The following is a 20,769-nucleotide window of genomic DNA, read 5'->3' as shown; positions in this document are numbered from 1 at the left end:
TGACCGAGAAGAAAGGGGCGCCCGCTGAGCGTGGACGCAGCGGCACCGTCAGCCGTCGAGCTGGCGGCAGCCGTCAACGATGAACTGCGCGACTACCTTCGGGAGCGCCGTCGCGACGCCGCCTACATCGGCGCCGATTACGCGGTCCTGACCGAGGCCCTCGAAGAGTTCGTGCTGCGCGGCGGCAAGCGGTTGCGCCCCGCGTTCGCGTACTGGGGATATCGCGCCGTCGCCGGTTCCGAGCCGGGCCCCGAGGTTCTGCGTCTGTTCTCCGCGCTGGAGCTACTGCATGCGTGCGCGCTCGTCCACGACGACGTGATCGACGCGTCGGCGACGCGGCGCGGGCTGTCGACCGTGCACCGGATCTTCACCGAGCGCCACCGCACCAACGGCTGGCACGGCTCACCGGAGCAGTTCGGGCTCTCGGCGGCGATCCTGCTCGGGGACCTGTCGCTGGTGTGGGCCGACGACATCATCTCCGGCGCCGAGATCGGCGCCGACGCTCATCGCCGGGTCCAGCGCGTCTGGTCGGCCATCCGCACCGAAGTGCTCGGCGGCCAGTACCTCGACATCGTCAACGAGTCCAGCGGCAGCGAGACCGTCTCGTCCGCGCTGACGGTGAACATCTACAAGACCGCCTCGTACACGATCAGCCGGCCGCTGCAGCTCGGCGCCGCGGCGGCGGCGGAGCGCCCCGAGATCCTGGAGGCCTTCCACGAACTCGGGACCAGCCTCGGCGTCGCGTTCCAGCTTCGCGACGACGTGCTCGGTGTCTACGGCGACCCCGCCGTCACCGGTAAGCCCTCCGGTGACGACCTGCGGTCCGGTAAACGCACGGTACTGCTCGCCGAGGCCCTCGAACTCGCGGGCCAGCACGATCCGGACTCGGCCGAGCTGCTGCGCCGCTCGGTCGGCACCGACCTGACCGACACCCAGGTCAAGGAGCTGTGCCAGGTGATCGAATCCGTCGGCGCACTGGCCGCGGTGGAAGGCCGGATCGACACCCTGACCCGTCGCGCACTCGACATCCTGAACTCGGTGCCGATCGACGCGCAGGCCAAGGCCGGACTGGCAGAGCTCGCCAGATTGGCCTCGAACCGGTCCGCCTGAACGCATGACCGCGAGCATCACACGTCTCAAAGAATTCACGCTGTCCCCGCAGGGACGCCCCGCGCTCGTCGGCGCGCTCGGCGCGGTACTGCTGACCGCCGGCGGCCTCGGCGCGGGCAGCACCCGGTTGCACGATCCGCTGCTGGAGTCGCTGCACCTGTCCTGGCTGCGATTCGGCCACGGCCTGGTCGTGTCCTCGGTGCTGCTGTGGGCCGGCGTCGCGTTGATGCTCAGCGCATGGGTGTGGCTGGGCCGGCGCGTGATCGACCGCACCGCAACCGAATACACGATGCTGGCGACCACGGCGTTCTGGTTGACCCCACTGCTGCTCAGTGTGCCGCTGTTCAGCCGCGACACGTATTCGTACCTGGCGCAGGGCGCGCTGCTGCGCGACGGGTTCGACCCCTATGTCGTCGGCCCGATCGAGAACCCGAACTCACTGCTCGACGACGTCAGCCCGATCTGGACCACGACGACCGCGCCGTACGGTCCCGCGTTCATCCTCGTCGCGAAGTTCGTCACGATGCTCGTCGGCAACGACGTCGTCGCCGGCACCATGCTGCTGCGACTGTGCATGCTGCCCGGGCTGGCGCTGCTGATCTGGGCGGCGCCCCGAGTGGCCCGCCATGTCGGCGCCAGCGGCGCGGCCGCGCTGTGGATCGCGGTGCTCAACCCGCTCGTGATCATCCATCTGATGGGCGGCGTGCACAACGAGATGCTGATGGTCGGGCTGATGATGGCCGGCATCGCGCTGTGCTTCGGCGGCCGCAACGTCGCAGGCGTCACCCTGATCGCCGTCGCGGTCGCGGTCAAAGCGACGGCGGGACTCGCGCTTCCGTTCATGGTGTGGGTGTGGGCGCGCCGACTGCGTGACCATCGCGGGTTGCGCCCGGCCAAGGCGTTCGCCGCCGCGACCGCGGCATCACTGGTGGTGTTCGTCGCGGTGTTCGCGGTGCTGTCGCTGGCCGCCGGCGTCGGGCTGGGCTGGCTGACCGCACTGGCGGGCTCGGTGAAGATCATCAACTGGCTGACCATCCCGACCGCGATCGCCAACGTCACCAACGCCGTCGTCGGCCTCGTCATCCCGGTGAACTTCTACGCCGTGCTGGAGGCGACCCGCATCCTCGGCATCGCCGCGATCGCGATCGCGGCACCGCTGCTGTGGTGGCGCTACCGCCGCACCGACCGCGACGCGCTGATGGGCATCGCGTGGGTGATGGTGGTGGTGGTGCTGTTCGTTCCGGCCGCGCTGCCCTGGTACTACACCTGGCCGCTGGCGGTGATCGCGGCGCTGGCCCAGTCCCGCCGCGCGATCGCGCTCATCGCGGGCTTCTCCACGTGGATCACCGTGATCTGGCGGCCCGACGGCGCCCACGGCATGTACTCGTGGACGCACGTGCTGCTGGCCTGCGCCTGCGCCGCGGCGGCCTGGTACTGGCTCTCCAAGCAGCCGGAGGCAGGCGAGGTCAGTACGCCATCGCCTGAGCGCGGCGGACCACCTCACGAGCCTGATGCGAGTGCAACGCGTCAACCGGACGCGCACTAGCCTTCGGCTCGGGGTCGCCGTCGCGGCGGATCGACAGCGACGGATCAGGGGTGAAGAGCCACCGCATGATCTCGGTCTCGGTGTATCCCCCGTCATGCAAGACGACCAGCAGGCCGGCCAGGCTCTTCACCACGTGGCCGGACGAGTCGAAGAACGCCTTCGGCACGACCACGGTCCGGTTGCGGCGCACCGCCGCCAGATGGCCTTCGCGTAACTGCTGTTGCACCTTGGACACCGGGATGCCCAACAGCTTGGCCACCTCGGACAGTTCGTACACGGCTTCGTCGGGATCAAGGACGTCATCGGCAGTCGGGATGCTGCTCATCGCACAGAGTCTAGGGCTCCGCGCCGACACTGTCGCGATCCTGGCTCGTACCATGGGCCGGTGGAGACCTACCAGCAGCAGAGCCCGTTGACCGGGGCCGTGCTGGACGGTCGCTACCGGGTGGACACGCTGATCGCCACGGGCGGCATGTCGGCGGTGTACCGGGGCCTGGACCTGCGGCTCGACCGTCCGGTCGCGCTGAAGATCATGGATTCCCGCTACGCGGGCGACGAACATTTCATGACCCGCTTCCAGCGGGAGGCCCGGGCGGTGGCCCGGCTGAAGGACCCCGGCCTCGTCGCGATGTACGACCAGGGACTCGACGGCCGCCATCCGTTCCTCGTGATGGAGCTCGTCGAGGGTGGCACGCTGCGTGAGCTGCTGGCCGAACGAGGGCCGATGCCGCCACACGCCGTGGCCGCGGTGCTGCGCCCGGTGCTGGGCGGGCTCGCCGCCGCCCACGCCGCGGGCCTGGTGCACCGCGACATCAAACCGGAGAACATCCTGATCAGCGACGACGGCGAGGTCAAGATCGCCGACTTCGGTCTGGTGCGGGCCGTGGCCGAAGCCAAGATCACCTCGACCAGCGTGATCCTCGGCACCGCGGCATACCTGTCACCCGAGCAGGTCGCCACCGGCGAGACCGATTCGCGCGGTGACGTCTACTCGGTCGGCATCCTGGTCTACGAGCTGCTCACCGGCCGTACCCCGTTCACCGGTGACACCTCGCTGGCGGTGGCCTACCAGCGGATGGACCGCGATGTGCCGCCGCCGAGCACCGCGATCCGCGGCGTGCCGAGGCAGTTCGACGATCTCGTGCAGTGCGCCACCGCGCGCGACCCCGAACAGCGGTTCGCCGACGCGGCCGAGATGGCCGACCAGCTGGAGACCGTCGTGCGCGAACTCGACCTGCCCCACTTCCGGGTGCCCGCACCGAAGAACTCGGCGGCGCACACCTCCGCGACCACAGGGACCTCCAGCGCCGCGACGACGGTCGTGCGCGACCACACCAAGGTGTTCGGCCGCGACGAGCTACCCGTGCTCGACGACGGTTATGAGAACGGAGATGAAGACGAATACCCGTCGGAGACAAGCCACTTCGCCGGGATCGAGATGGAGCACTTCCACTGGGCGCGCCAGCGTGCCCGCCGGGTGCTGCTGTTCTGGGTGATCTTGGTGATCACGCTGGCCGGGCTGGCGGCCGCGGGCGCGTGGACCCTGGGCGCCAACCTGCCGAACCTGCTCTAATCCCGGAGCATCTCCGCGACCAAGAAAGCCAGCTCCAGCGACTGCTGCGTGTTCAGCCGCGGATCGCACGCCGTCTCGTAGCGACCGGCCAGATCGGTGTCCGAGATGTCTTGTGCGCCACCGAGACACTCGGTGACGTTCTCGCCGGTGATCTCGACGTGGATACCGCCGGGATGGGTGCCCAGCGCCCGGTGCACCTCGAAGAAGCCCTGCACCTCGTCGACGATGCGGTCGAAGTGCCGGGTCTTGTAGCCGGTCGAGGACTCGTGGGTGTTGCCGTGCATCGGATCGCACTGCCAGATCACCCGGTGACCCGACGCCTGCACCTTCTCGATGATCGGCGGCAGCACATCGCGCACCTGGTGGTTGCCCATCCGGCTGACGAGCGTGAGCCGACCCGGTTCGTTGTTCGGGTCCAGGCGTTCGACGTACTCGACCGCCAGCTCCGGCGACGTGGTCGGGCCGATCTTGATACCGATCGGGTTCGCGATCACCTCGGCGAACGCGACGTGCGCACCGTCGAGCTGCCGGGTGCGCTCGCCGATCCACACGTAGTGCGCCGACAGGTCGTAGAGCTTCGGCGTCGCCGAGAGGTCCGGATCGGCCAGATCGCCGGTGTCCATCCGCAGCATCGCCCGCTCGTAATCGAGCACCAGCGCCTCATGGCTGGCGTAGATCTCGGCGGTGTCGAGGTTGCGGTCGTCGACGCGGCAGGCGCTCATGAATCGCAGGCCGCGGTCGATCTCGCCGGCCAGCGCCTCATAACGGGCACCCGCGGGCGAGGTCCGCACGAACTCGCGGTTCCAGTCGTGCACCTGGTGCAGCGACGCCATCCCCGACGACGTCAGCGCGCGCACCAGGTTCATCGCCGCGCTCGCGTTGGCGTAGGCGCGCACCAGCCGCGACGGGTCGTGGTCGCGCACCGCGGCGTCCGGGGCGAACCCGTTGACCATGTCGCCGCGGTAGGACTTGAGCCCGAGCGCGTCGACATCCGACGACCGCGGCTTCGCGTACTGGCCCGCGATGCGAGCCACCTTCACCACCGGCATGCTCGCGCCGTAGGTCAGCACCACCGCCATCTGCAGCAGCGTGCGGATGTTGGCCCGGATGTGCGGCTCGGTGTTGTCGGCGAACGTCTCCGCGCAGTCACCGCCCTGCAGCAGGAACGCCCTGCCCAGCGCGACGTCGGCCAGTTGCGTCTTGAGCCGCTCGATCTCCGACGGAACCGTCACCGGCGGGACGCTCTCGAGCACCTTGCGCATCGCGGCGGCCTGGCCCGCATCCCAGGACGGCTGCTGCAGCGCAGGCTTGGCCAACGCCGCGTCGAGGCGACGCCGCAGGTCCTCGGGCAGCGGCGGGAGCGCAGGCAGCTGGTCGATGGGTACGTCGACGGTCCAGTTCACCCATCGATGGTATTACTGGCCGGTCATCAGGCGATAACGCACCAGGTTGTGCTTGGCGTCGACCAGTGCGTCGTGCGCGTCGCGGGGCCGGGGCGGCATCCGCGGGCACCCGCGGTCCTCCCAGAACTGGCGCAGTTCCCTGGTGAACCGCGGGATGGCGGGCGGCAGATCCGTCATCGGGCCCCACAGCTGGCACAACACCACGTGGTCGTAGGCACCCACCCAGGCCCACAGCTCGATCGGCTCGTCGCCGTCGATGCCGAAGAAGTCCTCCAGCTCGGTGCGGATGGTCCGGCGCGAGCGCCACAGCGGCGACGCCGGCGACGGCAGCTTCGGCAGCACGTGCTTGCGCACCCAACTGCCGGCCCGCTGCGGGTCGAACTCCGTGGAGATCGCGTAGTACTCGCGGCCGTCCTCGGCGGCCACCCCGATCGAGATCAGCTCGATGGTGCGGCCGTTGTCGATGAATTCCGTGTCGTAGAAGTACCGCAATCTCTAGGAGGCTTTCTGTCGGGCGGGCTCGGGTTCGCCCGGGGCGGGCGCGGCATGGATCTCGCGGTCGAGTTGCTGGTCGACCAGCGCGTCATCGGGAAACTTCGGCATGCCGGCGATCGCATCCTGCAGCCACAGTTTGGCCTGGATCACCGGGCGCCGCAGCCAGCGTTCCCGTTCCAGGGCACGGTGCATTCTGCGCGGTCGCTTGGTGTAGCGCCAACGCGCCCACGGCGCGTGCGGGCGCGACAGCCGGATCGCACCGATGATCAGCAGCGGGGTGATGAACATACCGATCAGGCCGGTCCACACCTTGCCCTTGAGCAGCACGATCACCGCCAGCGCCAGGGTCGCGACCGCCGCGACCACCACGATGGTGCGGGTGACCCAGGACGGATCCTCCTGCCAGTCCGCGACGTCGAAGAACGACAGCGGATTGAAGCCCAGCACGAGCAGGCCCGCCACCGCGACGGCGACGAACACGGCGTCGACGGACGTGCGGCCGTCCTCGGCCCAGTAGACGTCCTGGAGGTGCAGAATCAGCGCGAACTCGTCGAGCACCAGCGCCGCACCGATCCCGAACAGGATTGACGCCGCCGTGAACTCGGGTACACCGCCGTCGACAGCGATCGTGACCATCGTGATCCCGGAGACCATGACCAGCACCACACCGATCACCACGTGGTGGATGTGCAGCCCGCCGCCCGCCGAGATGTTGCGCGGCTGCCACCACTTGCGCGGCGCATCGCTGTCGGCATGGCTGCGGATGTACCGCACGATCGTGCGGGTGATGAAGAACGTCAGGATGAACGCGACGAGGCAGCACACCAGCGGCAGCCGCGACTCCGGGATGGACGCCAAGAAGGCCAGGTGGGGTCCGGGGTCCGTGGGCACGCAGAAAACTTACGCCGACCTGCGGGTGTCGAGCCCGGGATACCCGCCGACTCGCCGATCCGCCCCGATAGTCTGGACCCCGACATGAATAATCGGCGGTCGCCCGACGGGGCTGGTTGGGTTCCGAAGCTCGGGTGGCGGCTGTTCCAGTTGCTGACGCTCGCGGCGCTGGCCGTGGCCGGTTGGCGCCTGCTCGGCCACGTGCCGTACCGCATCGACATCGACGTCTACCGGATGGGCGGCCGGGCCTGGCTGGACGGCCAGGCGCTGTACGCCGACGGCGCGATGTTCATGACCCGGGGCGGCCTGGAACTGCCGTTCACCTATCCCCCGTTGGCGGCGGTCGCGTTCAGTCCGTTCGCGATGCTGTCCCTGGAAGCCGCCAGCGTCGCGATCACCGCGACGACGCTGGTGTTGCTGTTGGTGTCGACGGCGATCGTGCTGACCCGGCTCGACGTCTGGCCGCAGACGCAGGTCACCGGCGAGCCGGCGTGGGCGCGCCGGTTGTGGCTGGCCGCCGCGATCGTCGCTCCGGCGGTGATCTACCTGGAACCGATCCGGGCGAACTTCGACTTCGGCCAGATCAACGTCGTGCTGATGACCCTGGTCATCGCCGACTGCGTGCCGCGCCGCACCCCGTGGCCGCGCGGGATCCTGCTCGGTATAGCGATCGCGGTGAAGCTCACCCCCGCGGTGTTCCTGCTGTACTTCCTGCTGCGCCGCGACACCCGCGCGCTGCTGGTGACCGCGGCGTCGGCGATCGTCGCGACCCTGGCCGGGTTCGCGTTCAGCTGGCGCGATTCCTGGGAGTACTGGACCGAGACGGTCCGCAACACCGACCGCATCGGCACCGCGACGCTGAACACCAACCAGAACATCGCCGGCGCGCTGGCCCGGCTCGGCCTGGGCGAGAGCGAGCGATTCCTGCTGTGGGTGGGACTGTGCTTCGCGGTGCTCGCGCTGACGGTGTGGGCGGCCAGGCGCGCGTTGCGCGCCGAGCAGCCGGTGCTCGCCCTGATCAGCGTGGCGATGTTCGGACTGGTCGTATCGCCGGTGTCATGGTCGCACCACTGGGTCTGGATGCTGCCGACGGTGGTCGCCACCGCGGTGCTCGGGGTGCGGCTGCGCCATGTCGGGCTGGGCGCGGTGTCGGCCACCGGGCTGGCGCTGATGGTGTGGACGCCGATCAAGCTGCTGCCCGAGCACCGCGAGACCACCGCGGCGTTGTGGCGCCAACTGGTCGGCGGGTCCTATCTGTGGTGGGCGCTGGCGGTGATCGCCGTGGTCGGCACGGTCGCGCTGCGCCCCCGCGACGACGGCTCCGAGATCGGGTCGAGCGAGCCCAGCGACGACGCGGTCAAGGCCTAACCGGCAGCCGACTCCGGCAGGCGGGTGGGCGGCTTCGGAGCCGCATCAGCTTTTCCCAGCTTCACATCAGCTGCGTACAAGTCGACGTATTCCTGCCCGGACAACCGCATCAGCTCGTACATCACTTCGTCGACCACGGCCCGCTCGATGAATCGGTTGCCCGCCAGCCCGTCGAAGCGGCTGAAGTCCATCGGCGGACCGATGCGGATCACCACCCGGCCGAAGCGCAGCCCCTTACCGGGCGGATTCACGGCATCGGTGCCGATCATCGCGACCGGGATCACCGGGACCTGGGTCTGCAGCGCGAGACGGGCCAGCCCGGTCTTGCCCTTGTAGAGCCTGCCGTCGGGTGATCGGGTGCCCTCGGGGTACATCCCCAGCAACTTGCCCTGGCCCAGGATGCGCTCGGCGGTGTTCAGCGCGGCCTGGGCGCTGTCGGCATCGGTGCGGTCGATCGGGACCTGGCCGACCGCGGTGTAGAACCACGCCAGGAAGCGCCCCTTGACGCCGGTTCCGGTGAAGTACTCGGCCTTGGCCAGGAACGTGATGCGCCTGCGCACCATCAGCGGCAGATAGAAGCTGTCCATCACGGCGAGGTGATTGCTGGCCATGATGGCCGAGCCGTCAGCCGGGATATGTTCCAGCCCTTCGATTTTCGGCCTGGCGATGACAGCCAGCAGCGGGCCCAGCAGGACGTACTTGAACAGCCAGTACCACATGGACCCTCCGAAAGATTATGCTCTGCGACAACTTTACCCACGGCCTGTGTGTGCGACCACAGATGTACCCGCGGGGGTCACTCGTCGATGCTGACAGGGATGTGCTGATAGCGGCCGGGCGGATCCGGCGGCGCCGGATCGGGCGGGCCGGGATCGTCCGGAGACGGGTCCGGCGGGTGCGGCGATTCAGCGGCCGCGGGTGCGGCCTCCATGTCCTCGACCATCGCCTTGAGCAGGGTCAGCAGCGCCACGCTGTGTTCGGCGACGACGGTGAGCAGCGGATGCTGCTCACCCGAGATCAGCGCGGCCAGCGCGCACACCGGGCACCACACCTGCTGGCACGGTCCGGGGCCGCCGCCGGCGGCCTGGGCGCGCGCGGCGGCCAGCCTGATGGCGGGGTCGAGCTTGTCCAGGATGGACTGGGCGAGCGCCCGCAGTTCCGGCCCCAGCTCGGCGTGCGAACCACTCACCGCGGCCACACCTCCGGATTCGGTCGAAATCGCACCGTCAGCTCGCTACCGCGCAGCTGCGCGCCGATGACGATGCACCGCCGCAGCACCGACGCCAGGCGAACCCGGCGTCGCATCGCGCCGACGCCGATGATCAAGTCATCGTCGACCCTACCCAACGACAGCGCGGCGGCGTCCACCTGTGGCAGCTCGAGGCGCAGCCGGTAGACCGCGTCCAGGCCGGTTCCTGACTCGCGGTCGACGACCGGCCGCAGCGGGCCCGGAGGCGGCGAGCCGTCGCGCCTGCGCGCGGCGTCGAGCAACTCGCCGAGGGCTTTGGGCCCGATCGGCTCGCCGGACAGATGCGGCACCAGCACCAACTGCACGTCGCCGATCTGCCGGTCGAGGTCCCCGAGCACAGCCTGCTGCTCGGAGATCCGGGCGGAGTACCAGTCGAACGCCGGATGTGCGGGCAGGTTCTGGTATTCGAACGAATCATCCTGGACCAGAATCTGATTCACGATCAATTCTTCGACCTGCACACCCATCAACGACAACGTGCCCAGCGTGCGCACCGCCTCGGCCGCCACCACCCGTTCCGGCGTCATGACCAGGTGGGCGCTGACCCGGGAACCGTCGGTGAGCATGGTGCTCAGCGCCTCGGTGCCCGCGCCGAGGCGCTCCATCAGGTCCACCAGCACCACGGTGCGCCCATCGTCGCCGCTGGAGAGCCTGCGATGCCGGGGCCAGGCCCGTTCCAGGTACAGCGCGAACGTCGCGGGCAGCGTCAGCATCCGCATCGCATCGGCGGTGGAGGCACAGTCGACCACCACGAGATCCCACGCACCGGAGTCCGCGAGCTCGCCGACCTCGTGCAGACCGAGCACCTCCTGCACCCCCGGCAGCGCCGAAAGTTCTTCGGGCGCAATGTCTCCGATCTCGGATTCGGGGAACTGCGCCGCCAGCGGGCGGGCGATCTCACGCCAGCGCGCGGCCAGCAGGGCGAGCGTGTCGAGCGCCAGCGCGTCGAGGGATCCGCCGCCGGCGTCGGTGTCGAGTTCGGCAAGTACCCGGGTGGGTTCGCGCAGCCCGGTCGGGACGAGGTCGACACCGAGCACGTCACCGGTGGAGTGCGCCTGGTCGGTGGACACGATGAGCACCCGCATCCCGGCGCGCGCAGCACGCACCGCGGTCGCGGTCGCCAACGTCGACTTCCCTACGCCGCCCTTGCCGACGAACAAACTGATCCGGGCCGCGTGGCTGCCCTCAGTCAGCCTCCACTCGTTTCTTGAGGTCCTTCAGCGCGGTGTCGGTCAATCGGCGCTCGGCCTTGCGTTTGAGCAGCCCGATCATCGGGATCATCAGGTCGACGGACAACTCGTAGGTGACCTCGGTGCCAGATCCCTTCGGCACCAACCGATATGCGCCGTCGAGCGCCTTGAGCAGCGTGCTCGATTCCAACGACCACGTCACCGAGGCATGGTCGGCGGGCCACTGGTAGACCAGCACCATGGTGTCCCTGAGCACCGCGGCATCCAGCACCAGTCGCGCCTTCTTCGGATAGCCCTCGTCGTCGGTTTCGAGAACCTCGGTCTCTTTGTATTCGGCGACCCAATCCGGGTAGGAACCGATGTCGGCGATGACGTCCATCACCGTCGCCGGGTCGGCATCGATATAGATGGTCTGCGCCGTCTTGTCTGCCAATGGAACCTTCCCCCGCTGTGGTCTGGTCGCTGGCCAGAAATCTACTCTTCCGTCGCCGGTGTGGCCGCGATACTTCAGGCCAGCCGCGACACCCCGACCGGTCGGTCCGCCTCAAGAGCCTGTTTGATCTCGAAGGCCATGTCCTTGCCCGCCACCCGCCTGCGATGGTTCATCTTCGGCAGATTCATCTTCGCGAGCGCCGCGGCCGATGCGCCCGACGGTTCGGCATGCAGGAAATAGTGCAGCACCACTCCGTCCAACACCTTCTCCAGCCAGACCTCCATGGTCCCGGTCAGGGCGCCGGTCACCTTCCAGCGCTGACCGGCCTCGCCCCGGTCCTCGACCACTTCCAGACGCAGGTCGGGCCACCACCGCGACCAGCGCGACCGGTCGGCGACCGCGGCGCCGACCTCGACCGGATCGGCGGCGATGAAAGTCTCGTCAGCGATCTGGATGCTGTTCATGACAGACAAGCTTCACACACGCCCGAACTGCGCCGAACGCGGGACGACTAGGATTTCGGTTCATGACCTCGCGTGAGTTCACCGTCCCGGCCTCGTTCACCGTCGGCGAGCGCGACAACATTGTCGCAGCCGTGTACTCGCACGAGCGCGACAATCCCGATCTGGTGATCTTCCAGCGTCTCGTCGATGGCAATTGGGTGGACGTGACGAGCAGGCAGGCCGCCCAGGAGATCCGGTCGGCCGCGCGTGGCCTGATCGCCCAGGGTGTCGCACCCGGTGACCGCGTGGCGCTGCTGTCGGCGACCCGCTACGAATGGCCGGTCCTGGATTTCGCGATCCTGTCGGTCGGCGCGGTGACGGTGCCGATCTACGAGACCAGCTCCGCCGAGCAGGTTCAGTTCGTGCTGAGCGACTCCGGTGCCGTCGCCGCGATCGCCGAGACCGATGCGCACGCCGCCCGTATCGAGCAGCAGCGCGACAGCCTCCCGGACCTGCGCAAGGTGTACGTCATCGACGGCTCGGGCACCCCGGCGATCGACGAACTCGCCGAGGCGGGCGCCGGAGTCGACCCGGCCGCCGTCGACGAGCGGGTCGCCGCGATCACGTCCTCGGACGCCGCGACGCTGATCTACACCTCGGGCACCACGGGCCGGCCGAAGGGCTGCCAGCTGACCCACTCCAATCTGCTCTACGAGATCCGCGGCGCGAAGGAGTGCTTCCCGGATCACCTCGCCCCGGGCGAGAAGCTGCTGGTGTTCCTGCCGCTGGCGCACGTGCTGGCCCGCGCGCTGACCATCGGCGCGTTCACCAACGGCGTGACGCTGGGCTTCACCAGCGACATCAAGAACCTGGTGCCGATGTTCTCGGTGTTCAAGCCGACGCTGGTGGTCTCGGTGCCCCGGGTGTTCGAGAAGGTGTACAACACCGCCGAGCTGAACGCCGAGAACGGCGGCAAGGGCAAGATCTTCGCCGCGGCGGCCCACACCGCGATCGAGTGGAGCAAGTCCCAGGACGAGGGCGGGCCCTCGCTGGTGCTGCGCCTCAAGCACGCCCTGTTCGACAAGCTGGTCTACGGCAAGTTGCGGGCGGCTCTCGGCGGGAACTGCCACGCCGCGATCTCCGGCGGCGCGCCGCTGGGTGCTCGCCTCGGGCACTTCTACCGGGGCGTCGGCTTGTCCATCTACGAGGGCTACGGCCTGACCGAGACCAGCGCCGCGATCACCGTGAACCGGATCGGCGACCTGAAGGTCGGTTCGGTCGGCAAGCTGGTCCCGGGCAACAGCATGAAGCTCGGCGAGGACGGTGAGCTGCTGGTCAAGGGCGGCGTGGTGTTCAACGGCTACTGGGGCAACGAGGAGGAGACCCGGGCCGTGTTCACCGACGGCTGGTTCCACACCGGCGACCTCGGCGCGATCGACGACGACGGCTTCCTGACGATCGTCGGCCGCAAGAAGGAGATCATCGTGACCGCGGGCGGCAAGAACGTCGCCCCCGCACTGCTCGAAGATCGGCTGCGCGCACATCCGCTGATCAGCCAGGCGATGGCCGTCGGCGACCAGCAGCCGTTCATCGCGGCGCTGATCACCATCGACGTCGAGGCGTTCCCGGGCTGGAAAGAGCGCCACGGCAAGGGTTCCGGGGCCTCGGTCGCCGAGCTGTCCGAGGACCCCGATCTGCGCAACGAGATCGAGCTGGCGGTCAAGGAGGCCAACTCGGCGGTGTCCAAAGCCGAACAGATCCGCAAGTTCCGGATCCTGCCGGTCGACTTCACCGAGGACACCGGTGAGCTCACCCCGACGCTGAAGGTCAAGCGCAAGGTGGTGGCGGAGAAGTTCGCCGCCGACATCGAGGCGCTCTACAGCAAGGGTTAGAGAAGCGCCGCGAGGCGCTCGGCCTGCCGGCTCCAGCGCCAGTTGTCGACCACCCATTGTCTGCCCGCGGCACCCATCGCCGCGGCCCGGTCCGGGTCGGACAGCAGGTCGGCGACCGACGCGGCGATCTCCCCGACGTTCCACCCGTCGACGACCAGCCCCGTCTCGCCGTCGACCACGGTCTCGGGTGCACCGCCCGACCGGCCGGCGACCACCGGCACGCCGGTGGCGGACGCCTCCAGGTAGACGATGCCGAGGCCTTCCACGTCGAGTCCGTATCCCCTTGTGCGGCAAGGCATCGCGAAGACATCGGCCATCGCGTGGTGGGCCGGCAGCTCCTCGCCCGGCACACCGTCGGTGAACACCACGTCCTCGGCGACGCCGAAATCGTGGGCCAGCCGGTGCAGCGAGTTGCGGTACGGGCCGCCGCCGACGATCACCAGCGCCGCCCCGGGAACCCGCTGCCGGATCGCGGGCAGCGCCCGGATCAGCATGTCCTGCCCCTTGCGCGGGACCAGCCGGGATACGCAGACGACGACGGGCCGCTGCCCTAGCCGGTAGCGGGCCCGCATCTCCGCGCGGGCGACCTCGTCGGGCACGAACCGTTCGGTGTCCACGCCGGGCGGCACGTACTCGAGTGCGGCGTCGGGACCGAACGCCGACGAGAACCGGCGCCGGGTGTAGGCGCTGATGTAGGTGACGACGTCGGTGTCGGTGCCGATGCGGCGCAACGCCGTTCGGGCCAGCGGCAGCATCGACCAGCCGACCTCGTGGCCGTGCGTGCTGGCGATCACCCGCTGGGCGCCGGCCGCGCGGGCCAGGGGCGCCATCAGCGCCAACGGTGCAGCCGCGCCGAACCACACGGTCTCGATACCGTGCTCGGCGATCAGCTTGCGCATTCGCAGCGCCACCGTCGGTTCGGGCAGCATCAGCGTGCCGGGGTGTCGCACCACGCGATAGCCGGTGGCCGCGGCGACCGAGTCGTAGTCCTCGGCGCCCTTCCACTTCGGTGCGTACACGGTCAGCTCGCACTGCTGTGAGGCGACCAGGTGACCGACCAGCGCCTCCAGATAGGACTGGATGCCGCCGCGGCGCGGCGGGAAGTCGTTGGTGACCAGCAGCAGCCGTTTCACGGTGCCGCCGTCAGGGTCGACGGGTCCACCCCGAGCGTGGTCCGCACGGCGGTCGCGACGTCGGGATGGCCGGGTCCGCACGCCGCGACGTAGAGCGCACGCAGCTTGTCCGGTCCGTAGGTGTGCGCGATGTAGGACGCGAACTCCCAGGCGCGGTCGTAGGCGGCCGAGCGCCCTGGCCCCGGCGTGGCCAGCTCGGCGTCGGTCGGCAGTGCGCCGGGTGCGCGCGGCGGCACGGGCGCCGCCCGCCGTCCGACGTAGTCGGCGACCCCCTCGGTCAGCCACACCGGCGCGTCGGCGGCCGTGTCGGGCCTGGCGGCGAAATGGAAGAGCTCGTGTCGCAACACCGTTCGCAGGTCGGCGTCGTTCATCGCGGCCGCCGCGGGCGAGAACGTGATGCGTTCGGCGGTGGTGGTCGCGGCGATGTCGGCTCCCCCGCCCGCCAGCGTCGCGAACTGGCCGGCCGTGGCGGCCACGACGATCGGGATCTCGCGGTGCCATCGGTCGCCCCAGAATCCGGTGACCGCGGCGACGGCTCCGGGCAGTTCCTCGGCGATACGGTCGAGCAGTGCGGCACCGTCGCGGGCGCCCAGATCGGCCAGTACGGCGGTGCGGCCGTCGGGCAGCGGCACGCTGTGGGACATCGGCGCGGCGGCGACGGCCCGGGTGAGCGGGGCCGGCGCGGCCACGGCGGGACCGGGCGATGACGCCAACGGACCTGCCGTCAACAGCACCGCGCAGATCAACTCGGCGCCGAGCACCGCGCCGAGCGCCGGTCTAGTAACGACGGACGTTGTAGATCGGCGCATTGTTCACCGGGGCAACGCGCACCGGTGTGCCGTAGGTGGAGGCGTGCACCATCATTCCGTCGCCGATGTAGATACCGACATGCGACGCGTCGGAGTAATAGGTGACCAGGTCACCGGGCTGCATCTGATCGGTCGAGACCGGCTGCCCGCCTCGGGCCAGCGCCTGGCTGGAATGCGGCAGCGCGATCCCGGCCTGCTGGAACGACCACATCACCAGCCCGGAGCAGTCGAAGGCGCCCGGGCCCGAGCCACCCCACGAGTACGGCGATCCGATACGGCTCAGCGCGGCCTGGATGACGGTGGTCGCGACCGGGGATCCGGGCGGGGCGATGTCACCGGGCGGGATCGCCCCGGGTAGACCCGGAGCGGGAGCGTCCGGCACGGGCGGCGCCGCGGGTGCGGCGATGATCGCCGGGTCTTGGCCGGGCGGTGGCGGAACGGGGGCCGCGGCGGGAACCGGCGGCGGGGGCGGCGCGGCGGCGAGGGCTTCGCGCTGGTGCGGTGTCAGCGCCTCGTACTGCGCCTTGACGATCGCGATCTGGGTCTGCAGCTGGCTCTGCTTGGACTGCAGTTCGGCGCGCACGGCGGCGGCCTGCTCGGCGGCGGTCTTGGCCTCCGCGGCGGATGCCGCAGACGCGCGTTCGGCGACCTCGGCCCGCTGCCCCGCGTCGCGGAACCCCTTCATCTGGGCCTGGATCTCGGTGGCCATCACCCGCTGGATGGAGAGCCGATCGATCAGGCCCTGCGGCGAGGAGGCGGTCAGCATCGCGTCGAAACCGGACGGGCGCCCACCCATGTACTGGGCCGCGGCGAGCTTGTCGACCTTGCCCTGATAGTCGACGAGCTGGTCTCTGGCCGCTTCGGTCGCGGCCACGTCGCTGGCGTGCTTGGCCTCCGCGGCCTGCTGGACGGCCAGCTTGCTGTCGAGATCGAGCTGGGCGGAGTGCATCGCCTCGGTGGTCTGCTCGGCCTGGCGAGACAACTGGTTCAGTTTCGCGAGGGCGTCTTCGGCGGGGTCGGCCAGCGCCTGTCCGGTCAGCACCGCCCCGAAGAGGGCCAGCCCGGTCACTACGCTGACGAGGGGTTGCCGAATCCGGCGAATGCTCCAATACACGCGGTCGAGCCTCAAGATCTATTGCGTCCTTCAACTGCCGTGACGAGCCGCCTCGAACTCAGTTTGGTCTCGGATAGGTTACGAAACGGCAACGGCCTTGTCCAACGGAAGACGCAAATTTAACAGCCGTTCCTGTGAACGTAGCGCCGCGCGCAGAACGCGTGTCGTCAGGCTACCCCGGTGTTGTGGCCGGTGTCGTCGGTGTTGTGGCCGGTGTCCCTGTGGCGGTGGATCGGCACCAGCCGAAGCCGCGGCGCCAATCCGACCTCGGCCAGCACCTCCAGCGCGCGCTGCTCGTCGAGGTGCAGGGTCTCGGGCACCCCCAGCAGCACGCTGACGACGCAGTCCTGGCAGCCGGGGCCGCGCACCGCACAGTCGTCGCAATCGATCGTCACCGTTCCGACACTGGGTTCATCACGGGGTTCGACACGGCGTTCGTCACAGGGCTGTTCACTGGGCTCGTCACCGAGCCACCACCGCTCATGCGTCATCGCATTCGTCCTCTCGTTCGCAGTCTTGCCGCACGCTAACGACGGCCACCGACAACTCCGCTGCGTGCGTCACGGCGCTGCTCCCCGCACTTGTCACCGCGGCGGCCTACGTTCAGCACATGGGTCAGCTCACGTTCGCGGATGTCGATCCGCTGGCCGACCCGACTCTGCGTGAAACCACCTTTGTGGTGGTCGATTTGGAGACCACGGGGGGCCGGCCCGCCGGGGAGCGGCACGACGCGATCACCGAGATCGGCGCGGTGAAGGTACGCGGGGGCGAGGTGCTCGGCGAATTCGCCACCCTCGTCGACCCCGGTCGCGCGATCCCGCCCCAGATCGTCGCGCTGACCGGGATCACGACGGCGATGGTCTACGACGCGCCGAGAATCGACAGCGTCCTGCCTGCCTTCCTCGAATTCGCCCGCGGCGCAGTGCTCGTCGCGCACAACGCCCGGTTCGACGTCGGCTTCCTGCGCGCCGCCGCCGAACGCCATCACCTGCCGTGGCCCAAGCCGCCGGTGCTGTGCACCGTCACGCTGGCGCGCCGCGTGCTCACCCGCGACGAGGCGCCGAGCGTGAAGTTGTCGGCGCTGGCGCGGCTGTTCGGTGCGTCCACCACCCCGACGCACCGCGCGCTCGACGACGCCCGCGCCACCGTCGACGTCCTGCACGGGCTGATCGAACGCGTCGGCAACCAGGGCGTGCACACGTACTCCGAGCTGCGTTCCTATCTTCCCGACGTCACCCCGGCGCAGCGCAGCAAAAAGCACCTCGCACGCGCCCTGCCGCGCACGCCCGGCGTCTACCTGTTCCGCGGGCCGTCCAAGGAGGTGCTCTACGTCGGCACCGCGGTGGATCTGCGGCGCCGGGTCTCCCAGTACTACAACGGCGCCGACCCACGCACCCGGATGAAGGAGATGGCCTCACTGGCCGTCACGGTCGACCACGTCGAGTGCGCGCACGACCTCGAAGCCGGGGCGCGCGAGCTGCGACTGCTGGCCGCCCACGCACCGCCGTACAACCGGCGGTCGAAGTTCCCGCACAAGTGGTGGTGGGTGACGCTGACCGATGAGCCGTTCCCGCGCTTCTCGGCGGTGCGCTCGCCGCGCACCGCCGGCGCGGTGGGGCCGTTCCGTGCGCGCGCCGACGCATACGACGCCGCGGCGCTGATGGCCCGCTTCACCGGGATGCGCACGTGCACCAACCGGCTGGGCCGCAGCGCCGTCCACGGGCCGGCGTGCCCGGAGCGGGAGGTGTCGCCGTGTCCGGCCGCGCGGGGCGCCGACGCCGCCGGGTACGCCGCCGCCACCGCCGCCGCGCGGGCCTTGATCGACGGGCATTGCGACAAGCCGCTCACCGCGGCGCTGGCGCAGATCGCCGATCTGGCCGAACGTCACCGCTACGAGACGGCCGCCCGGCTGCGCGACCACACCGCCGCGACGATCGACGTGTTGTGGCGGGGCCAGCGGCTGCGGGCGTTGTCGGCGATCCCCGAGCTGGTCGCGGCCCGCCCGGACGGCAACCGGGGCTGGCACCTCGCGGTGATCCGGCACGGCCAGCTCGCCTCGGCGGGTGTCGCGCCGCGCGGAGTTCCGCCGATGCCGGTGGTCGACGCGATCACCTCCGCCGCGCAGTCCGTGCTGCCCACCGACGGGCCGCTCGGGGGCGCGCTGGTCGAGGAGACCGCGCTGATCGCCCGCTGGCTGGGCCAACCGGGGGTCCGGATCGTGCGCACCGACACCGGCTACTGCTCGCCGATCGGCGCGGCAGGCCGGTGGGCGGCGTGGGCCGCGGCCGCCCGCTCGGCGCGGCTGGCTGCCGAGCAGCTGCGCAGCTCAGAGTCGCTGGACTCAGAGTGCCTGAGTGAACCGCACCCAACGCGCGAGCAGCTGTTCGGCCGCCCCGGAGTCGATCGCGTCCTTGGCCCGCGCGAGACCGGACTCCCAGGCCGGGACCCATTGAGCGTCGCTGGATAGCCCGGCGTGGGCGACCATCGCGCCGGCGGCGTTGAGCAGCACCGCATCGCGCACCGGGCCCTTCTCGCCGCCGAGCACCGCGCGCGCCGACGCGGCGTTCGCGTCGGCATCCCCGCCGACCAGTTCGGCGATCTCGGCCCGGGCGAAACCGAACGCGGCCGGGTCGAACGTCAACCGCTCGACGGTGCCGGCCTGCACGCGCCAGATCGTGCTCGTCGTGGTCGTGGTCAGCTCGTCGAGTCCGTCGTCGCCGTGCACCACCAGCACGCTGGAACCCCGGGCGGCGAAGACCCCGGCCATCACCTCGGCGAGATCGCCCCACGCGCAACCGATCAGCCCGGCGCGCGGGCCACCCGGGTTGGTCAGCGGCCCGAGCAGGTTGAACACCGTCGGCACCCCGATCTCGCGGCGCACCGCGCCGGCGTGCCGGTACGACGGATGGAATTGCGGAGCGAACGCGAAGCCGATGCCGACCTCGGCGACGCTGCGCGCCACTTCGTCGGGCCCGAGGTCGATGCGCACCCCGAGCGCCTCGAGGGTGTCCGCACCGCCCGACAGCGACGACGCCGCCCGGTTTCCGTGCTTGACGACGGGCACCCCCGCGGCGGCGACCACGATCGAGGCCATCGTCGACAGGTTCACGGTGTTCGCGCCGTCACCACCGGTGCCGACGATGTCGACCGTCGACGTCCCGATGGTGTCCGTCGGTACCCGGCGGGCGTGCTTGAGCATGATGTCGGCCATCTCGGTGACCTCCCCCGAGGTGGGCCGCTTCATCTTCATCGCGACCGCGAACGCCGAGATCTGGGCGGGCGTGGCGGTGCCGCTCATGATCTGGTCCATCGCCCACGCCGTCTGTCCTGGCAGCAGGGTCTGAGATGTCGTCAGCCGGCCCAGCACCACCGGCCAGGTCGGCTCACCCCCGCGTACGGAGGAACCGGTGCCGGACGTGGGAGAAGGAGATATCACCCGGTGATTATGACGAATTGCCAACCCCGGGTGGAGTTCAACAACTACAAAGCGTCATACTTGCTCCTGTGACGAGCGCTGTAGGGACGTCGGGATCCGCAATCACATCGCGTGTGCATTCGCTGAACCGGCCAAATATGGTCAGTGTTGGCACCATCGTCTGGCTTTCCAGTGAACTGATGTTCTTTGCTGGACTGTTCGCGATGTACTTCACCGCGCGCGCGCAAGCGCACGGCGACTGGCCGCCGGAGCCCACCGAGCTGAACCTGGCCCTGGCCGTTCCGGTGACGCTGGTGCTGATCGCCTCGTCGTTCACCTGCCAGATGGGCGTGTTCGCCGCCGAGCGCGGCGACGTGTTCGGGCTGCGCCGGTGGTACACGATCACCCTCGCGATGGGCACGTTCTTCGTGCTCGGCCAGGCGTACGAGTACCTGCACCTGGTCCAGCACGGCACCACCATCGCCGGCAGCGCCTACGGCACCGTCTTCTACCTGGCCACCGGCTTCCACGGCCTGCACGTCATCGGCGGTCTCGTCGCCTTCGTGCTGCTGTTGCTGCGCACCCGGATGAGCAAGTTCACACCAGCCCAGGCGACCGCCGCGATCGTCGTGTCTTATTACTGGCACTTCGTCGACATCGTGTGGATCGCCCTGTTCGCCGTCATCTACTTCGTCCGATGATCGG

General features: G+C 69.6%; 20 protein-coding genes and 1 pseudogene. 7 read left to right on the top strand and 14 right to left on the bottom strand.

What is annotated here, in order from left to right; all coding sequences use genetic code 11:
• Positions 1 to 30: 30 nt before the first annotated feature.
• Positions 31 to 1,110, top strand: a complete 1,080-nt coding sequence (gene idsA2, locus NTM_RS17865) for a bifunctional (2E,6E)-farnesyl/geranyl diphosphate synthase (protein WP_163767019.1) — start codon at positions 31 to 33, stop codon at positions 1,108 to 1,110.
• A gap of 4 nt (positions 1,111 to 1,114) precedes the next feature.
• Positions 1,115 to 2,656: an alpha-(1->6)-mannopyranosyltransferase A gene (locus tag NTM_RS17860; protein ID WP_104865264.1), complete on the top strand. Its 1,542-nt coding sequence runs from the start codon at positions 1,115 to 1,117 to the stop codon at positions 2,654 to 2,656.
• Here the strand turns inward: NTM_RS17860 and NTM_RS17855 are convergent.
• On the bottom strand, positions 2,577 to 2,981 hold the full coding sequence (locus NTM_RS17855) for an Rv2175c family DNA-binding protein (RefSeq protein WP_083146047.1): 405 nt from the start codon (positions 2,979 to 2,981) through the stop codon (positions 2,577 to 2,579). The genes NTM_RS17860 and NTM_RS17855 overlap by 80 nt on opposite strands.
• Positions 2,982 to 3,041: 60 nt before the next feature.
• On the opposite strand from NTM_RS17855, the gene NTM_RS17850 reads away from it, so the two are divergent.
• On the top strand, positions 3,042 to 4,229 hold the full coding sequence (locus NTM_RS17850) for a protein kinase domain-containing protein (RefSeq protein ID WP_163767018.1): 1,188 nt from the start codon (positions 3,042 to 3,044) through the stop codon (positions 4,227 to 4,229).
• Here NTM_RS17850 and NTM_RS17845 read toward each other — a convergent pair.
• From NTM_RS17845 to NTM_RS17835, 3 genes are read right to left on the bottom strand one after another with little or no spacing between them, the layout of a single operon-like run.
• The gene (locus NTM_RS17845; protein ID WP_104865266.1) at positions 4,226 to 5,632 is read right to left on the bottom strand and encodes a class II 3-deoxy-7-phosphoheptulonate synthase; all 1,407 of its coding nucleotides are present in this window, start codon (positions 5,630 to 5,632) and stop codon (positions 4,226 to 4,228) included. The two genes, NTM_RS17850 and NTM_RS17845, sit on opposite strands and share 4 nt — an antisense overlap.
• 12 nt (positions 5,633 to 5,644) lie before the next feature.
• The gene (locus NTM_RS17840) at positions 5,645 to 6,124 is read right to left on the bottom strand and encodes a polyadenylate-specific 3'-exoribonuclease AS (RefSeq protein ID WP_083146044.1); all 480 of its coding nucleotides are present in this window, start codon (positions 6,122 to 6,124) and stop codon (positions 5,645 to 5,647) included.
• Between the two features lie 3 nt (positions 6,125 to 6,127).
• The gene (locus tag NTM_RS17835) at positions 6,128 to 7,018 is read right to left on the bottom strand and encodes a hypothetical protein (protein ID WP_104865267.1); all 891 of its coding nucleotides are present in this window, start codon (positions 7,016 to 7,018) and stop codon (positions 6,128 to 6,130) included.
• Positions 7,019 to 7,102: 84 nt separating this feature from the next.
• On the opposite strand from NTM_RS17835, the gene NTM_RS17830 reads away from it, so the two are divergent.
• A complete protein-coding gene (locus tag NTM_RS17830) occupies positions 7,103 to 8,386 on the top strand; it encodes a glycosyltransferase family 87 protein (protein ID WP_163767017.1) in 1,284 nt (427 codons plus the stop codon).
• Here NTM_RS17830 and NTM_RS17825 read toward each other — a convergent pair.
• The 5 genes from NTM_RS17825 to NTM_RS17805 form a co-directional block, all read right to left on the bottom strand.
• The gene (locus tag NTM_RS17825; RefSeq protein ID WP_163767016.1) at positions 8,383 to 9,105 is read right to left on the bottom strand and encodes a lysophospholipid acyltransferase family protein; all 723 of its coding nucleotides are present in this window, start codon (positions 9,103 to 9,105) and stop codon (positions 8,383 to 8,385) included. The genes NTM_RS17830 and NTM_RS17825 overlap by 4 nt on opposite strands.
• 77 nt (positions 9,106 to 9,182) lie before the next feature.
• Positions 9,183 to 9,575, bottom strand: a complete 393-nt coding sequence (locus NTM_RS17820) for a hypothetical protein (protein ID WP_163767015.1) — start codon at positions 9,573 to 9,575, stop codon at positions 9,183 to 9,185.
• The gene (locus tag NTM_RS17815) at positions 9,572 to 10,828 is read right to left on the bottom strand and encodes an ArsA family ATPase (RefSeq protein ID WP_104865270.1); all 1,257 of its coding nucleotides are present in this window, start codon (positions 10,826 to 10,828) and stop codon (positions 9,572 to 9,574) included. Before NTM_RS17815 ends, NTM_RS17820 begins: the two co-directional genes overlap by 4 nt.
• Entirely contained in the window at positions 10,821 to 11,258 is a 438-nt protein-coding gene (locus NTM_RS17810) for an SRPBCC family protein (protein ID WP_104865271.1), read from the bottom strand. Before NTM_RS17810 ends, NTM_RS17815 begins: the two co-directional genes overlap by 8 nt.
• A gap of 74 nt (positions 11,259 to 11,332) precedes the next feature.
• Positions 11,333 to 11,722, bottom strand: coding sequence for an SRPBCC family protein (locus tag NTM_RS17805; RefSeq protein WP_104865272.1), 390 nt, complete (start codon positions 11,720 to 11,722; stop codon positions 11,333 to 11,335).
• Between the two features lie 62 nt (positions 11,723 to 11,784).
• On the opposite strand from NTM_RS17805, the gene NTM_RS17800 reads away from it, so the two are divergent.
• Positions 11,785 to 13,593 carry an AMP-dependent synthetase/ligase gene (locus tag NTM_RS17800; RefSeq protein WP_163767014.1) on the top strand — a complete coding sequence of 603 codons (1,809 nt, stop codon included), beginning with the start codon at positions 11,785 to 11,787 and terminating at the stop codon, positions 13,591 to 13,593.
• Here NTM_RS17800 and NTM_RS17795 read toward each other — a convergent pair.
• The 4 genes from NTM_RS17795 to NTM_RS17780 all read right to left on the bottom strand — a co-directional run bounded on the left by NTM_RS17795 (position 13,590) and on the right by NTM_RS17780 (position 17,044).
• Entirely contained in the window at positions 13,590 to 14,726 is a 1,137-nt protein-coding gene (locus tag NTM_RS17795) for a glycosyltransferase family 4 protein (RefSeq protein WP_163767013.1), read from the bottom strand. The two genes, NTM_RS17800 and NTM_RS17795, sit on opposite strands and share 4 nt — an antisense overlap.
• The gene (locus NTM_RS17790) at positions 14,723 to 15,535 is read right to left on the bottom strand and encodes a peptidase (protein ID WP_163767012.1); all 813 of its coding nucleotides are present in this window, start codon (positions 15,533 to 15,535) and stop codon (positions 14,723 to 14,725) included. Before NTM_RS17790 ends, NTM_RS17795 begins: the two co-directional genes overlap by 4 nt.
• Complete coding sequence (ripC, locus tag NTM_RS17785; protein WP_104865276.1) at positions 15,504 to 16,664, bottom strand: peptidoglycan hydrolase RipC; 1,161 nt, start codon at positions 16,662 to 16,664, stop codon at positions 15,504 to 15,506. Before ripC ends, NTM_RS17790 begins: the two co-directional genes overlap by 32 nt.
• Before the next feature lie 152 nt (positions 16,665 to 16,816).
• Positions 16,817 to 17,044: a hypothetical protein gene (locus tag NTM_RS17780; protein ID WP_163767011.1), complete on the bottom strand. Its 228-nt coding sequence runs from the start codon at positions 17,042 to 17,044 to the stop codon at positions 16,817 to 16,819.
• 215 nt (positions 17,045 to 17,259) lie between these two features.
• On the opposite strand from NTM_RS17780, the pseudogene NTM_RS17775 reads away from it, so the two are divergent.
• A pseudogene (locus NTM_RS17775) lies at positions 17,260 to 19,053 on the top strand (DEDD exonuclease domain-containing protein); the annotation flags it as partial.
• Here NTM_RS17775 and trpD read toward each other — a convergent pair.
• Positions 18,991 to 20,085 carry an anthranilate phosphoribosyltransferase gene (gene trpD / locus NTM_RS17770; protein WP_232079748.1) on the bottom strand — a complete coding sequence of 365 codons (1,095 nt, stop codon included), beginning with the start codon at positions 20,083 to 20,085 and terminating at the stop codon, positions 18,991 to 18,993. The pseudogene NTM_RS17775 and the gene trpD overlap by 63 nt on opposite strands.
• 68 nt (positions 20,086 to 20,153) lie before the next feature.
• On the opposite strand from trpD, the gene ctaE reads away from it, so the two are divergent.
• Positions 20,154 to 20,765 carry an aa3-type cytochrome oxidase subunit III gene (gene ctaE, locus NTM_RS17765; RefSeq protein ID WP_104865279.1) on the top strand — a complete coding sequence of 204 codons (612 nt, stop codon included), beginning with the start codon at positions 20,154 to 20,156 and terminating at the stop codon, positions 20,763 to 20,765.
• Positions 20,766 to 20,769 lie beyond the last annotated feature (4 nt).

It is taken from the genome of Mycolicibacterium parafortuitum (assembly GCF_010725485.1).
Classification (GTDB): Bacteria; Actinomycetota; Actinomycetes; order Mycobacteriales; family Mycobacteriaceae; genus Mycobacterium.
Note: the sequence above shows the minus strand (reverse complement) of the source record. Positions and strands in the feature narration are given on the sequence as shown.